Genomic DNA, 15,446 nt, shown 5'->3' with positions numbered 1-15,446 from the left:
CGGATTGTGGATTTGGAGTCGTATAAATTAGAAGAAGTGCTTTACAAAGAACGCCTTGTCTTGCCCCCGTGGTGGTGCAGGGTGGGGGCTTATGGTGTGGATGTGTTGTTAGTGGGACTGGTGGCATGGGATTTCAACACGCACTGGTTGGATACTTTAGGTTTGGGTTTTGTCTTACACGCCCATGGGATTTTGCGTTACTTTTTGTTGTATACACTCTTGCACTTGCTTTACGAACACTTGGGCATGGGGGGTTTTGGGGTGAGTGTTGGCAAGATCGTCTTCCACTTGCGCGTGGTGAGTTTGAAGACCTTGGATAACCCCCCGTGGACCCAACGACTCAAGCGTTGCGCACTCAAAGAACTCGCCTTGTTATGCCCCTTGATCTACTTGGCTAGAGATAGATTCCAGCGCGTGTTTCACGACAGACACGCCCAGACTTTGGTTATCATGACTAAATGAATGCGCTGGTGGTTATTCCTTTTAGGGTGGTTATTTGTGGTGGGCGCGCAGGCTAAACAGCAACAAGTCGCTGTGCAGAAATTTGACAAAAAAAACCATAAGATTTTTGAACTCTTGGCTGATCGCGTGGACGCTAAAGATAATATCGTAACTGCCACCGGGCATGCGATCTTGCTCAATTACGATGTCTATATTCTAGCCGATCGCGTCTCTTATGACACCCAAAAGAAGATCGCGATTTTAGATGGGCATGTCAAAATTTACCGTGGGGAGGGACTCTTGGTGCGCGCCGAACACATCAAAGTGCAGATGAACGAGAAATACGAGCTCATCTTCCCCTTTTATGTGCAAGACAGTGTGAGCGGGATGTGGATTAGCGCGGACATCGCGCATGCCAAGCAAAACCAGTATTACATCAAAAACCTCACCGCCTCTGGGTGCAGCATTGACAATCCCATCTGGCATGTCAACGCCAGCTCAGGGCGTTTTAACGCCGATAAATCCCACCTCTCACTCTTTAACTCCAAAATCTATCTGGGCAATATCCCGGTTCTCTACCTCCCCTACGCCTTCACTTCTACAAGCACCAAGCGATCTAGTGGGCTACTCTACCCAGAGTTTGGCACTTCTAATTTGGCCGGTTTTATTTATTTACAACCCATTTACATCGCCCCTAGGGATTCATGGGACATGACTCTAGCCCCCCAAATCCGCTCTAAAAGAGGCTTGGGGCTCAATTTTGAATTTAGGATGATCAACGCCCATCAAGACAAGTTTGTCTTCAACATGCGTTATTTCCGCAACTACAATAGCTACACGAAACGCTATGATTTGCGTAACCAAAATGTCTTTGGCTTTGAAACCCAGAGCGCTAGCAGACAGGCGTTCCAAAAATACTTTGGGTTGAAAAACAATTTAGATAACGCCTATTATTTGGATTTTCTTTACATGAACGACTTAGACTATGTGCGCTTTGAAAAAGTCAACAAACGCATCACCGATGCCACCCATATGTCCCGGGGTAATTACTATATCCAAACCAATAACCATTACTATGGCTTTAATTTGAAATACTTCCTCAATCTCAATAAAATCAATAACGATCGCACTTTCCAATCCCTGCCCAGCTTGCAATACCACAAATACCTAGCCCCACTAGGCTGGAAGCACTTACTCTATTCGCTAGATTACCAATTCCATGACATTGTGCGCCAAGTGGGCTATGGTTATGTGCAAAACACCATCAAAGTCCCCCTAGGGGTGCAATTTTCCCTCTTTAAAAATACCTCTCTGTGGGCTTGTGGAATAGTGTCAATCTGAGTAATGTGGCGATCATGAACACGAAAAACAGCTATGTGCCCGATATTCAAGGGGTTTCTAGGGCTTATGGGAACTACTTTTCTAGTGCCTACGCCCTATATTTAAACAGCGATCTAGCTCGCGAATACAATAAACTTCTGCACACCGTGCAATTAGAAGCCGTGTTACAAGGCACTTACTACAGCTTTGCAGACGGCTTGTTTAACAACCAAATGTATGTCCTCAGCGCGCAAGCGCGCAACGATTTCACTTCTAATACCTTGAGCGATTATGACTACCGCGGGCAGATTTACGATTCAGTGTGGAATCCTTCAGCCATCATCGAACGCAATCCCCCTAACAAACAACTGAATTTGAATCTCACCCAATACCTCTATGGAATCAATGGAGAGGAGTTGTTTTACTGGCGCATCTCCCAATCCTTGGATTTCACCGATAAGGTGTCTTTTTTGCGCATGCCTATGGAAACCAAGCTGGGTTTTTCTCCTCTCAAGGGACTCAATATTTATGGCACGCTCTTTTACTCTTGGTATTACCACAGCCTAGATGAGGTATCTATCAACGCCAACTACAATTACAAATTCCTCAATGCCAATGTTTCCTACTACCTTAAATCCAACTTTAACGACAATGGGATCAACAAGATTGTAGAAAACAATTCTAACTACCTCAAGGCCGGCTTTAGCAACGATTTCAGATGGTTCTCTCTAACTAGCTCCATAGGTTATGACATCGCGCACAATGTCGTGTTGAACTGGGATATTGGGATTTTTAAAAAAGTGCGTTGTTTTGGGATCGGCTTGATGTTTGTGAATCGCCGCCGCCCTGTATTGACTAGCAACCCCAATGACCCCCTTAGAATCTACGAAAACAATTACATCAAATTGGAGTTGGACTTCTCGCCCATCACCAAAACCAATATCACCTACCGCCAGTTGAAACAATGAGCCCGATTCTCTTTGAAGACCACCAAGACGCTTTGCATAAACTCATGAACGAAGTGCTAGTGCGCCATCTTAACACCCACAACGCCATCATGCTAGCCACCAGCCTCAAGGGCTTGCAATTTGCTTACGCGCTCGCCTTGAAACTACACACCGATTTGGATTTCCTCTTCAGCGGTTCGATTTACGCGCCTTTGAATCGGGAGTGTGAGATCGCTTTGGTGAGTGAGAGCATGGGGATTGTCATGCATGAGAATTTGATTCAAAGCTTTGAGATCAGTTTGGACTATGTCTATGGGGAAGCCAAGCGCATTTATGAAGAGGAGATTCTCTCTAAAATTTATAAATTCCGCAAGGGCAATATGCTCAAGCCCCTCGCGCACAAAAATGTCTTCATTGTGGATCAGGGCATCGAAACGGGGGTAACCGCCGGGCTAGCTATCCAAACCTGCATGGAAAAGCGTGCCAAGAGCATTATGGTGTTAACCCCCATTGTGCCTAAATCTGTAGAAGAGAGTTTGAATCGCATTTGCGATGGGGTGGTGAGCGTCTACCATCCTGAACACTTTGTGAGCATCGCGCATTATTACAAACGCCCCCTTGAGCTAGATTTAGCCCAGATCGAGCGTATTTTTGATTCTTCTATGAAACCCACTTAAGGAGCACTATGACAATTCAAAGCAATGGCGAAACCTACCAACTCCATTATGTAGCCAAACAAGCCACCAGCGCGCTTTGGTATAGCTATCAGGGTTGCGTGCTATTAGCCAGCGTGATGGTGGATAAAACCCCTATAGAAGGGGATTTTTTACCCCTAAGCGTGCAATTTAGCCAACGCGCCTATGCTATTGGGCGTATCCCGGGGGGTTTTACCAAGCGCGAGGGTAAACTTAGCGAGTTTGAAACCTTAACTTCGCGCCTCATCGATCGTAGTTTACGCCCCCTATTCCCCCAACACTATGCCCACCCCATACAAATCACGATCTTAGTCCTAAGCCATGATCAGCAAAGCGATTTACAGGTGTGCGCCCTGCACGCAGCCGCTAACGCGCTTTATTTAGCCAATATCGGAGTGGATCAAAATGTCAGCGCGGTGCGTATCGCCAAGATCACCGGTGAGATTGTCATTAACCCCAGCGTTGCGCAATTACAACAAAGCAGTTTAGATCTCTATGTTTCGGGCACTAAAGAGGCTCTGCTCATGGTAGAGATGTGCGCGCTAGAGGACATAGCAGAAGCAGAGTTATTAACTCTATTAGGGCGCGCCCAAGAGCATATCGAGCACACCAGCGCGCAATTTGAACGCGATTTCACCCCCCATAAAAACCCCCCTAGTTTTGCGCCCCCTTCGCCCCAAAGCCCAGATGTCCCCCTAGAAGCCTTGATTCAACAACACTTCCACACCCAAGTCTTAGAAGTGATGGCGCAAATGGCTAAGAGCGAGAGGGAGGCGGATTTTTTGAATCTAGCCCAGTATGTGGCAAACGCTTTACAAGAACACGGGCATTTCTACGCCCTAGAGCGCGTCCAACGCGCGCTTAAACACTATATCCACCAAGCTATCCGCTCCCAAATTCTCAACACAAAAACGCGCCTAGATGGGCGTAGTTTAACTCAGGTGCGCCCTATTAGTATAGAAACCAATCTATTGCCACACTGCCATGCTTCCACGCTTTTTACCCGCGGGCACACCCAAGCCCTAGTGGTGTGCACTTTAGGCGGGAGTAATGACGCTAGAACACAGGAGAGTTTGGACTGTAAAACCCCCCTAAAAGAAACCTTCATGTTTGATTACAATTTCTTGCCCTTCAGTGTGGGGGAGAGCGCGCCTTTGAGCGCACCTAGCCGGCGTGAGCTCGGACATGGGCATTTGGCTAAACGCGCTTTACAAGGATCAATCCTAGAAACCCCCCAAACCATCCGCCTTGTGTCTGAGATCTTAGAATCCAATGGCTCGAGTTCTATGGCAAGTGTGTGTGGGGGGTCTTTAGCCCTGTGCGCTAGCGGGGTGAAGGTGCGCGCCTTGATCGCAGGGGTGGCGATGGGCTTGGTGGTGCAAGGGGATCGCCATGCCATTTTGAGCGACATCAGCGCGTTAGAGGACATGCAAGGGGATATGGATTTTAAGATCGCAGGGAGCGCGTTAGGGGTGCTTGCCATGCAAATGGACACCAAGACTCAAGGGCTTAAATTAGAACTCTTTGAGGGTATTTTAAGCCAAGCCAAGCAAGCTAGAGAATATATTCTAGCGATCATGCAGGAGGCTCGAGAGAAAATCGTGTTAAATCCCCAAGCCCTGCCCGCTTTAGAGAGTTTTTTCGTGCCCCCCAAAAAGATCGCCACCATCATTGGGACGGGGGGTAAGATCATCAGGGAGATCATCGAACGCTTTGGGGTAGCCATAGATTTAGACAAATCCAGCGGAGCGGTGCAGATCACTAGCAAACACGCCCAAAATGCCAAAGAAGCCAAAGCTTATATTTTAGAACTCACCCAGACACAGCCCTATTTTTTGCACGAGATGTTGGAGGTGGAAGTTAAAAAAATCGCGGATTTTGGGGTGTTTGTGCGCCTGCCCAGAGGAGGCGATGCGCTCTTACACAAGTCTTGTTTGCAAAAACACGGTTTGCGCGTCGATTCCTTTGCACAGAACACACGCCTACAATGCCAAATTAGCGCCATCCATGAGAGTGGCAAGATCGATGTCATTTTGGCTTGAAAATTAAGTTTGGAAATGCCATAATCGAGTTTTGCGCCTAGCAACATTTTTCAGAACGGGAGTTGTCCATGAGGTTTCTTGCGCTTTTGTGTTTAGGTATGGTTGGGCTAGCTTTTGGAGCAGAGGTAAACGGGCTGGACATGATTAAATCCTACTCCATCGTGGGAGCGGTTGTGGGCTTAGGGGTAGCTGCTTGCGGGGGAGCCATTGGGATGGGAAATGCCGCTGCTGCAGCCATTACAGGCACGGCACGCAACCCGGGAGTGGGAGGCAAACTTCTCACCACGATGTTTATTGCGATGGCAATGATCGAAGCGCAAGTTATCTACACTCTGGTGTTTGCCATTATCGCGGTCTATAGCAACCCGTTCTTAGCTTAAGTTTCAAGGGGGGGTTTTGCACTGGTGGTGGAATTGGTAGACACGCCATCTTGAGGGGGTGGTGAGGCAACTCGTGCGAGTTCGACTCTCGCCCAGTGCACCACGAACGCGTAGCATTTGTGCCAAAATGGTGGAATTGGTAGACACGCTAGACTCAAAATCTGGTGGAGGCGACTCCGTGTCGGTTCGAGTCCGACTTTTGGTACCATTATTTACAAAATCCGTCTAAAATTTTATTCCTATTCAAATATTAAGCTCAATTTCAATAAAAACAAGATAAAATGATGTGTCTTTACATTAAACTTTTTAGGAAAGGGAATTTATGCGTCGTTTTCTAGGCATTGTTATGATGGGAGCGTTGGCATTAGGCGTAGCTCATGCGGAGGATTATTCTAGCTTGAGCGATAAGGATTTCATTAAATTGGCAGGCACTTTGCACAGTGGCGAAGAGGTGCTGGACTACCAAGAGGAGGTTTACAAACGCCTTAAAGAGAAAAAAGGCAAAGCCAAGATGAATTTCAAAGTGCAGGTGCATAAGACTTACAAAGCCAACTTGGCGAAGATGAGCGCAAAAGATTTTGCAGCCTTGCGTAAAGAGGTAGCAGAAGCCCTAGAAGAGAAGAAAAAAGACCACGATCCCAAAGAGCTAATGAGTATGGGCTTAGATGTGGAAGTGTGTAAGGGTAAACAACGCGAATTGCTCTGCTCACGCAAACATGGCAAAAAGCATGCCAGCAAACATGGTCAAGAACATGGCGAAAAACACGGGCATGAGGGTATGAAACACGGGGCGCAGGGGGCTTCTAAGGGCGAAGAACACAAAGCTAGCAAGGCTCCTGCTAAGGCTGAGGAGCACAAAAGCGAAGAACACAAAGAAAAATCTGAAGGCGCTCACGAGTAGAAATGCCTGCGAAGTAGGCGTTTGCTTGAGTTCAGGTTACGCTGTGGCGGGGGTTGAACGCCACGCCTAAAGCCCTAAAGAGGGTTTTTAAAGAGGTATGAATAGCTTGGGGGTCTAAGTCCTTGAGGATAAAGACTAATTGGGATAGGCGCTCTTGGGTGGGGCTTAAATGGGTGGGGGGATAGATAATATGTTGCACGCCATTGAGCGCAATGCAAGCCTGCTCTGTTCTAATAATGCCCTTAGTGCGCAAAATGCGATCCCCGTATTGATAAAGCAAGAAACTCAGCCACAAGCTAAAAGCACTCCAGTCTATGCGCTCTTCAAACTCCAAACATAGGGTTCTAAAATATTGGTGTGTGTGCTGAGGGGGAGTAGCACAGATAGGGCTAGTAGGGCTTTCTTGGAGCAAACACGCGACATCTATGCGCGCTTTATCATAAAGCGTAGCGGTGGGGTTGGTGCTAGCGACCAAAGTGCTAAGTTTAGCAAATGAATCTTGTAAGTCTGTTTTGGTGATCACCACCACATTAGAGATAGCGATCTGGTGTTGCGCTTCTACATTGTCCTTGAGATGTGAGAAACCATGCACCCCGTCTAAGCAGGTGATCACATTGTGGGGAATAAAATGCTGGCTTAAAAACACATCGTGCAAGAGACTAAAGAGAATGGGCGCGGGGTTAGCAATTCCGCTTGTTTCAACCACCACATGATCTATACAACCATCAGAAATCAACGCTTTTAGCGAATCGATCAAATCTTGGCGGTAGGCGCAACACACGCACCCCCCCTGCAACAGACGCATTTTCTCTGGGACATAGCGCAGGTGGGCTAAAACCTGTGTATCCAAACCCACTTGCCCGCATTCGTTCACCACCACCGCGATCGCCCGATTGGCACAACGCTCCAATATTTGGGCTAAAAGTGTGGTCTTGCCACTGCCTAAAAAACCCGTCAGAATGCTAACAGGGATCTTAGCCACGGCTTAAGAAATCTAGCAATTTAGGGTCTAAAATGTCTAGGGGTTTGGGGCTTAAAGCTTGGGCTTTGTAGCACAGATCGCCCAAATCTCTGACGAGCTCTTGGTGCCCCTTTTGATCCTCTAAGAGAAATTGACTCCCCCACACGCGCAGTTTCAAACCATAGAATTTTAAAATTTTGTTTGCCACCTTGAGTTTTTGTATCCGTGCGCGCACGCGCTCCCCCTGCAAAGCCCCCACCACTAAGTTAGCTCCCATAGGAGCACCCACATCGCTCCAATGCAAGGTGGTGTTCAAATCCGCACACAGCACACACATTATTTTTTTCTAGGACAACGGCGCATGAAATCATCGGCAATGGTGTTGAAGTTGACCCAATGCACGCCCTTATGGCGGTTAATGTATTGGATAATGCGCTCATGCATGCGCAACACTTGGGGGCGACCGCTCACATCCGGATGGATGGTCATGCAAAAGACCGCATAATCCATTTCGTGGTAAACCCAGTCAAATTGTTCTAACCACAGTTCTTCAATATGGCGGGGTGGGATGAAACCAAAGCTATTGGGGGCTTTTTTGATAAACATCATGGGAGGTAAATCGTCCAAATACCAACTCCCCGGGATTTCTACCAAATCAGTTTCTGTGCCACGCACCAAGGGCTTCATCCAATCCTTTGCCTCTAGGCTATAATCGATCTTAGTCCACGAATCCCCCACGCGCACATAATAGGGCGTGAAATCGCGGTGCATCAAAGAGTGATCGTATTTCACGCCATGCTTTAAAAGCAGTTCATTAGTTACGCTAGAAAACTCCCACCACGGCGCGACATAACCGGTAGGGTTTTGCCCAGTCAGATTTTTAATCAGCCCAATGGTTTTAAGCAAGACATCTTCTTCTTGTTTGGGAGTCATCGCGATAGGGTTTTCATGCGAGTAGCCATGCAAGCCAATCTCATGCCCGGCCTCTACGATCATCTTAACTTGATCAGGGAAGGTTTCAATAGAGTGCCCGGGGATAAACCAAGTGGCAGGGATGTGGTATTTTTTAAATAGATTTAAGAGCCTAGGAACCCCCACTTCGCCCGCAAAAATCCCCCTTGAAATGTCATCAGGGGAGTCCTCACCCCCATAGCTCCCAATCCAGCCAGCCACCGCGTCAATGTCTACACCATAAGCCACAAAAATCTCTTTTGCCATCTTTTGCTCCTTTTAAGATAAATCCACAAGGTGTTTCAAGGTTTTTTGATTCAATGCCAAGTCCAAATCCCTCAAATAGGGGATGTTCTGCCTTTGGGCTGTGATTTCGCCCAAATCCAGCACGCCCACCAGCACGCCCTCTTGATCGCCTAATTGCTCCACAATCTCCCCCTTAGGATTGACAATCTTAGAGTGCCCACAAAAGGTGAGCTCTTTATGGCTGATCTTAGAAATCTCACTCCCACAACGATTAGCCGCCAAAACAAAGACCCCATTTTCTAAGGCTCTTGCCTGCCCCCCCAAATCCCACGCGTAACTGCGTATCTTAGAAAACGCCGCGCAAAAACACAGGAGTTCAGCCCCCTGTAGGGCTAAAAACCTACTCCCCTCACTAAAACCCACCTCATAGCAAATCTGCAACCCCACTTTGAGGCTAAAATCCCCTAAGGGCAACTCAAACACGCGATACTCCTGCCCCCTAGAAAACCTCTGTTTTTCATCGCCCCACAGATAGACCTTTTGGTACTTCCCCACCACCCCCTTTTCCCCCACGATGTAAATGCTATTAAACAGCGCGCCTCCCTCTTGCTCGATACTGCCAGCAATGAGGTAGGCTTTATACTCCTTAGCCAGAGCTTTTAAACCTTCCAAAGTGGGTTGTGTGGGATCGCTAAGATCAAGCCCAAATTCTAAATCGCGATCCTCCACGCAATAGCCACTGTCAAATAGCTCGGGCAATAACACGATCTTAGCCCCACTAGAGAGGGCTTTTTGTGCCAGATTCAACGCGTGTTTGAGGTTTGTTTCCCTCTCATAAGATCGAGGAGAAAACTGCACCGCCGCCACCTTGACTTTTCTTTCCATCACCGCGCCCTTTCGTTTTAGCCTATTTTAATGCACTTTAAACGCGCTAAGGTAAATGTGGGCTTGTTCTAAAACCTTGCAGACTCTGAGCGCACACATAGACCGGCAATACCACCACACTAGGCGCGGGCACTGGCACTAAAGCCTTGGTGAATCTATGGGATTATGGAGAGTTATATCTCTAACACTTCTTGCACGCAACACACCAGCGCGGGTATATCCTTTTCAAACAGCGCGCAGACATCTAGCACCACGCAATCAGAGCGCACCACTCCAGCCACGCCCCTTTTATAAAGGGCGTGATAAAGGGCTTTGCCATCCATGCTAGCTTGTAGTTGCACCCCAAAACTCTCTAAATCCTGCATCTGCACGCCCCCACCCACGCGCGCGTGTGTGGGGATCACAAAGGCTTTTAGCCCTGCTATTTGGCTTAAAGCGCGGTGGAGTTTTAAAGCTTTATTGAGCAATGCGTCCTTATCCTGCTCTAAGAAAGTTTGCAAGGGGGTTTTTTGATCTTGTAAATAGCCCTGCAAACTCTTAGTGAGTAAAAAGAGCGTGATCTTATCCACCCTAAAGGCGCGATAAAGCGGATGGGCGCGCAAGATTTCTATATATTCTCTCTCTCCTAGCACAATCCCGGCTTGCACGCTCCCTAATAATTTATCCGCGCTAAAGCTCAAAAGATGCGCGCTTTTAAGGGCTTTTCTAGTCTCCTGCACGCCTTGCACACTCCCCAAGTCCTCATAAAAGATCAAACCCCTTTCTTGGGCTAGATTAAAAAGAGATTTAGAGGGCACACTCGCCACAAAGCCCTGCATAGAAAAATTACTCCAATGCACGCTAGCAATTAGCGCGCTAGCATTGCTACAAGCATTCTTATAATCGCGCAAATAAGTTTTATTGGTGCTGCCCACCAGTTTAAGATGAGTTACACTCTCTAAGAGTTCATGGGCTCTAAAACCTCCCCCAATTTCTACCAACTGCCCATAAGAGAGCAAGGTTTGTTTGCGCTTAGACTTAGGAGCAAATGCGCTAGCCACCAACACCAACGCGCTCGCGTTGTTATTGAGAATGAGTGCGTCCGGGGCGTTGAAAATTGCCTTTAAAAGATTTTGTGCCTGAAAAGCGCGCTCAAAACGCCTAGCACTCTCTAAATCCACCTCTAAATCCACATAAGAGCTTAAAATTTCTAACTCCCTGAGCGCGCCACTCTCCAAAGGCGCGCGCCCTAAATTAGTGGAGAGCAACACCCCCGTAGCGTTATAGACTTTTTTAAGGGGGGGGGCTAAAAGCGCGTAATAGCGCGCTTGGAGCGCATCACACCATTGGGTTAAGTTTTCATAAGCGCGCTGATTTTGTCGGCACTCTTCTAGTAATTCATTAGCTAGAGTTTTTAAGATCGATCGATCATAGCCTTGAGCAAAACAAGGGGCGTTTAAAAGAGTGTGCATAGCCGGTAAGGATTTCATGGGGGCATTGTAGCACAAGTGTAAGGGTTTAGGGTTTGCGTTTTAACAATAGAGGAATTTTTGGAATTATGGCACACGCGTTGCGACGGGCGTTTTAACACGAAAGTTTTAGGCGATTTGGCATTTTAGGGATTTAAAAATCTTGTTGTGGTGCTAGGCATTGGGCATAAGCATGCTTTTATGATCCAAATCCAAGATATAATGTTGTGTGATCTTGTAAGCTTTTGGGTAATGGGCGATCAAGTGATGGCTGTAAAATATGAGAAAAAACTCTTAAGGAGACAGGATGTTCTATCTTTTTGCACTCTTAGCGGGCATGGCTCTTGCCTTACAAGCCCCTATCAACGCCGCATTGGCTAGAGATATGGGAGGCGTGCGCGTCTTTGCCGCGTTTTTCTCGTTTTTTGTGGGGACCTTGTGTCTTTTGATCTTAGCCCGTGTGCTGCACCAGCTCCAAGGCGAAACCCTGAAACTCTTAGCGCATCAAGAATGGTGGAAATACATAGGCGGAATCTTGGGGGCTTTTGTGGTATTCACTACAATCATCAGCGCGCCTAAAATAGGATTAGCACCCATGATTGTCTTTTTGCTCGTGGGGCAGTTGTGTATGGGGTTGTTTTTAGATTCCCTAGGGGCATTTGGGTTAGCGCAAAAAACGATCGGGCTATCTAAGATGGTTGGGCTTGGGGTGGTGATTGTGGGGATTTTTATCTTTTTTTATCCAGACCTCTTCCAAAAGGGCATAAAATGAGGCTTAAGAGGCGCGGGCACGCCATAATCTCCACTGAAGTTTGCTTTAGTTTGGGGCAAGCATAGGGGGCGTAGCGTCTTTCTATGCTATGGCTACCTTATTTCTTAATCCTGCTTTAGAGTCCTATAATCTAGCGCACTCAAGGTCTTTAAGCTTTAGGGTAGCCAATGAGGGGATCAAAGCGGTGATAATGCCGATGCGCTTTTGGTGGTTGTTGGTTAAGGTTGCCTCGTATGTGGGTTTTGGCTTGGTTGTCTGCTCCGCCTAAAGCGATGAGATAGATCAAAGTTAACATCTCTTTAAAGAGGTTTCAGCGGCTTTAAAATCCCATATCCCCTCTAAAGACTGGTTACTGACACAATAGACTTTCCCTTGTATCTGACAATAGAGCACACATCACTCCTTTTCTTTATCTAAAAAGACAAAGTCATTGAGTCTAATTAATTCTTTATATTGCATGGTCGTTTTAAGCTTTCTTTTTGAGATTAAAAATACCTTAAACTTTGCATAAGTGCCTTGCCCTTGTAGCTTGTTGGGGTCAATGGATATTTCATAAAAGTGGTAGCCAAAAAACAAAAGATAGGGGTTAAAATAGGAAAATTTGCCCTTGAGGATTAAAAGATAAATGAGCGCAAACACCACGATAAATATTAGGCAATTCTCCAAACTGACCGCAATCACAAAAAAGGCAATATAAACGGGAATGTATTTAGGTTCGGCCACTTCCACCATCTCCACAGCGCGCATTTCATCGGAGGGCAGGATATGTTTTTCAACAAGGCGCATGTAAAGCCAAGACAACAGAACGCAAACAAGCCCCCCTAGCAAAACAGAGGCAAATTTTAAGAGCGTAAAAGTCGCGTTGTGCAAGTAAAAAATGATTCCTGCAGGCGTGAGCGCTATGAGCACATAGACAAAGTAAAACAAGGATAAAAATACTCTCACGCCTCTATGCTCTCAATCATGCAAAATACACTGATACATCTAACATGTGGAGATTTAAGGCGCACATAAAACCTCTAAAACTAACAGATTGTGGCGATGTATGCGCCTAGCTTGTTCTTAGCTTTGTTGGTGAAAAAACTAACCCTATGCGCTTGGTGGTGTGGGGGATGTTGTGCTATGTGGGGGCGAGTGTTATCGCGCTTTATAGTGTTAGTTTTTTAGCCTTTTGGCTTTGTTTGGTGTTGGTGGGAGTGGGTTGGGCACTTGTTCATGTTTGTAGGCTTTTTCAAAAACTTTTGCAAGGCTTTTAAACTCGTTTCCACTTAAACAGGTGATGATTTTGATCGCGTGCGCGCATTCATCGCTAGCATAATCAAAGAGAAATAATTTCACCTGCGCGTTGGGTAATTTAATGGTTTCTAGCAACATGCTATAGGTCAAGAGAGACCCACCTAAAAGAGGTGAAGGCATATTTTAGTTGCATAATAGGCAATGCAAGAGAAGAAGTAAGCCACTGCCGTTGTAAAGACAAAGAGATAGAGCACAAATTTAATCCCCCCTGCCTCTCTCCCAAAGGTAATTGTGGCAGCAAAACAAGGGATGTAAAACATCACAAAGACAATAAAGGCGATAGCAGAGGGCACGCTCACATGGTTTTTGAGCGCGTTGCGAAACGATTTAGACTCTTGGCTAGTGTCTCCTAGAGAGTAGAGCACGCCCAAAGTGGAGACCACCACCTCCTTAGCCATAAAGCCCGTAACTAGAGAAATAGAGAGCCGCCAATCAAAATCCATGGGCTTAAACAAGCCATCAATGCTACGCCCCACACGCCCCACAAAGCTATTTTCTAAGATGTCTTGCTGTTTTTTCTCCTCTAGGCTAGCTAGGGCTGTTTGTTTGGCTGTGTCGTCTAATTGGCTAGCTTCAATGCGGGCTTGTTGGGCTTGGTAGCTCTCTAGGGTTTTACTATCTCTAGGGTAGGCAGAGGCAAACCAAATAAAAATCGCGCCGGCTAAAATATAAGTGCCCGCTTTTTTGAGATAAGAGAGCGATTTTGTGTAAATGCTATACCAAATCACTTTGGGGCTGGGCATGCGGTATTTGGGCATCTCCATCACAAAGGACTCTTCTTGCCCTTTAAAGACGCTAAGTTTTAAGAATTTTGCCATTAAGAGTGCGACAAGCGCGCCCAAGACATAGATCAAAAAGAGCACTAAGCTAGCGTATTTATCCGGAAAAAACGCCCCCACAAAGAGCACATAAATAGGCAAACGCGCGCTACAGCTCATAAAGCCGATCACAAAAAGGGTAATGAGTCTTTCATGTTGGTTTTGCAAGGTGCGGGTTGCCATATAAGCGGGCACTGAGCAGCCAAAACCCGTAATTAAGGGGATAAAACTCTTGCCATGCAAACCAAATTTATGAAAAATCCCATCGAGCAAGAACGCCACTCGACTCATATACCCGGTGGCTTCTAGCAGAGAAATCCCCAAATATAACACCACGATTAAGGGCAGAAATGAAAGCACCGCCCCCACCCCTCCAATGATTCCATCGCCCAAAAGCGAGCCAATTTGGGCACTTGGTGCGTGCGCCTTAATCGTGTCGCTTAACAACGCGAATCCATCGTCCACATAGCCCTGCAAGGTGCCCCCCACCAAGAAACTCAAAAAGAAGACCACAAACATGAACGCCAAGAAAATGGGAACGCCATAAATGGGGTGCATTAAATAGCGATCGATGCGTTGGGTGTATCCGGGCGCGTTTGGTGTGTGGCGCGTTACCTTACTGGCTAATTTGTGGCAAAACTCAAAGGTTTCCTCTTTAGATAGAGGGGTGGAAGCCTTAGAAGTTTGGGCGTTGCGGTGCAGGTTGATGAGGCGATCTAAGAGTAAATTGACATTGAAATGCGCGTGCGCAGAAGTGGGGATACATGGCACGCCTAGATTTTTAGAAAGCGTGTCTACATCAATGTGCAACCCCTCTTTTTGGGCTTCATCCCACATATTGAGCGCCATGATCACCTTGTGGGGCGTGTGGAGGAGTTGGGTGCTTAGATTCAAATTGCGCTCTAAATTGGTGCAATCTAGCACATTTAAGATCAAATCAAAGCGTTCGTTCTCTAAAAACTGCCGGCTGACTTTCTCTTCAAGGGTGAAATCATTGAGGGCATAAATACCGGGCAAATCCACGATGGTGATTTTGGTGTTGTTATAGGTTGTGCTCACTTGGGTTTTTTCCACTGTAACCCCGGCAAAATTGCCCACTTTTAAATGCGCCCCACTGATCGCATTGATGAGCGAGCTCTTGCCCACATTGGGTTGCCCCACTAATGCCACCACAATTTCTTCCATGGACCAACTCCAAAATTTAATCTTAATTCTAAAAATCAATCGCGGATTATAGCGTGTAAGCCTAAATGTTTTATAAGTCTAAAGATACCCCGCGTTGGCACTGATCAAAGCCTAAATGTGTTAAACTCGTTTAAAAAGGGTCTAGAGTGCAACTTGTC

General features: G+C 46.7%; 15 protein-coding genes, 2 tRNA genes and 1 pseudogene. 9 read left to right on the top strand and 9 right to left on the bottom strand.

The genetic code is table 11. The features are described from left to right. Positions 1-6 precede the first annotated feature (6 nt). The 8 genes and pseudogenes from EAO33_RS00460 to EAO33_RS00425 all read left to right on the top strand — a co-directional run bounded on the left by EAO33_RS00460 (position 7) and on the right by EAO33_RS00425 (position 6,726). On the top strand, positions 7-462 hold the full coding sequence (locus tag EAO33_RS00460; protein ID WP_235852889.1) for an RDD family protein: 456 nt from the start codon (positions 7-9) through the stop codon (positions 460-462). Then, a pseudogene (locus EAO33_RS00455) lies at positions 463-2,729 on the top strand (LPS-assembly protein LptD). Beyond that, positions 2,726-3,385, top strand: coding sequence for a phosphoribosyltransferase (locus EAO33_RS00450; RefSeq protein WP_120943919.1), 660 nt, complete (start codon positions 2,726-2,728; stop codon positions 3,383-3,385). Before EAO33_RS00455 ends, EAO33_RS00450 begins: the two are co-directional and overlap by 4 nt. Positions 3,386-3,393: 8 nt before the next feature. After that, a complete protein-coding gene (locus EAO33_RS00445) occupies positions 3,394-5,445 on the top strand; it encodes a polyribonucleotide nucleotidyltransferase (protein WP_120943917.1) in 2,052 nt (683 codons plus the stop codon). A gap of 68 nt (positions 5,446-5,513) precedes the next feature. Further along, positions 5,514-5,825, top strand: coding sequence for a F0F1 ATP synthase subunit C (locus EAO33_RS00440; protein WP_120943915.1), 312 nt, complete (start codon positions 5,514-5,516; stop codon positions 5,823-5,825). Positions 5,826-5,843: 18 nt separating this feature from the next. Then, positions 5,844-5,928 (top strand) — tRNA-Leu (locus tag EAO33_RS00435). A gap of 18 nt (positions 5,929-5,946) precedes the next feature. Then, positions 5,947-6,033: transfer RNA gene (locus tag EAO33_RS00430), tRNA-Leu, on the top strand. Between the two features lie 114 nt (positions 6,034-6,147). Next, positions 6,148-6,726 carry a DUF1104 domain-containing protein gene (locus EAO33_RS00425; protein WP_120943912.1) on the top strand — a complete coding sequence of 193 codons (579 nt, stop codon included), beginning with the start codon at positions 6,148-6,150 and terminating at the stop codon, positions 6,724-6,726. A gap of 31 nt (positions 6,727-6,757) precedes the next feature. Here the strand turns inward: EAO33_RS00425 and EAO33_RS00420 are convergent, their stop codons facing one another. The 5 genes from EAO33_RS00420 to selA form a co-directional block, all read right to left on the bottom strand. Next, positions 6,758-7,708, bottom strand: a complete 951-nt coding sequence (locus EAO33_RS00420; RefSeq protein WP_120943910.1) for a CobW family GTP-binding protein — start codon at positions 7,706-7,708, stop codon at positions 6,758-6,760. Beyond that, the gene (locus EAO33_RS00415) at positions 7,701-8,024 is read right to left on the bottom strand and encodes a hypothetical protein (protein WP_120943908.1); all 324 of its coding nucleotides are present in this window, start codon (positions 8,022-8,024) and stop codon (positions 7,701-7,703) included. Before EAO33_RS00415 ends, EAO33_RS00420 begins: the two co-directional genes overlap by 8 nt. Next, the gene (locus EAO33_RS00410) at positions 8,024-8,905 is read right to left on the bottom strand and encodes a polysaccharide deacetylase family protein (protein WP_104752264.1); all 882 of its coding nucleotides are present in this window, start codon (positions 8,903-8,905) and stop codon (positions 8,024-8,026) included. The genes EAO33_RS00415 and EAO33_RS00410 overlap by 1 nt, the downstream gene beginning before the upstream one ends. 12 nt (positions 8,906-8,917) lie before the next feature. Further along, complete coding sequence (locus tag EAO33_RS00405; protein ID WP_120943906.1) at positions 8,918-9,769, bottom strand: carbon-nitrogen hydrolase family protein; 852 nt, start codon at positions 9,767-9,769, stop codon at positions 8,918-8,920. A 173-nt stretch (positions 9,770-9,942) separates the two neighbouring features. Further along, positions 9,943-11,238 carry an L-seryl-tRNA(Sec) selenium transferase gene (gene selA / locus EAO33_RS00400; RefSeq protein ID WP_120944117.1) on the bottom strand — a complete coding sequence of 432 codons (1,296 nt, stop codon included), beginning with the start codon at positions 11,236-11,238 and terminating at the stop codon, positions 9,943-9,945. A gap of 286 nt (positions 11,239-11,524) precedes the next feature. Here selA and EAO33_RS00395 point away from each other — a divergent pair, with 286 nt between their 5' ends. After that, on the top strand, positions 11,525-11,989 hold the full coding sequence (locus tag EAO33_RS00395; protein ID WP_120943904.1) for a DMT family transporter: 465 nt from the start codon (positions 11,525-11,527) through the stop codon (positions 11,987-11,989). 148 nt (positions 11,990-12,137) lie between these two features. On the opposite strand, the gene EAO33_RS09280 is transcribed toward EAO33_RS00395, so the two are convergent. The 4 genes from EAO33_RS09280 to feoB form a co-directional block, all read right to left on the bottom strand. Beyond that, complete coding sequence (locus EAO33_RS09280) at positions 12,138-12,284, bottom strand: hypothetical protein (protein WP_235852881.1); 147 nt, start codon at positions 12,282-12,284, stop codon at positions 12,138-12,140. A 101-nt stretch (positions 12,285-12,385) separates the two neighbouring features. Beyond that, a complete protein-coding gene (locus EAO33_RS00385; RefSeq protein ID WP_162982150.1) occupies positions 12,386-12,934 on the bottom strand; it encodes a hypothetical protein in 549 nt (182 codons plus the stop codon). Positions 12,935-13,144: 210 nt separating this feature from the next. Then, positions 13,145-13,375, bottom strand: a complete 231-nt coding sequence (locus EAO33_RS09275) for a hypothetical protein (RefSeq protein ID WP_235852879.1) — start codon at positions 13,373-13,375, stop codon at positions 13,145-13,147. Between the two features lie 11 nt (positions 13,376-13,386). Continuing rightward, a complete protein-coding gene (gene feoB, locus EAO33_RS00375) occupies positions 13,387-15,288 on the bottom strand; it encodes a ferrous iron transport protein B (protein ID WP_162982149.1) in 1,902 nt (633 codons plus the stop codon). Between the last annotated feature and the right edge of the window lie 158 nt (positions 15,289-15,446).

This window comes from Helicobacter labacensis, from assembly GCF_003660285.1.
GTDB classification, from domain to species: Bacteria; Campylobacterota; Campylobacteria; order Campylobacterales; family Helicobacteraceae; genus Helicobacter; species Helicobacter labacensis.
This window is presented reverse-complemented; position numbering and strand designations above follow the sequence as displayed.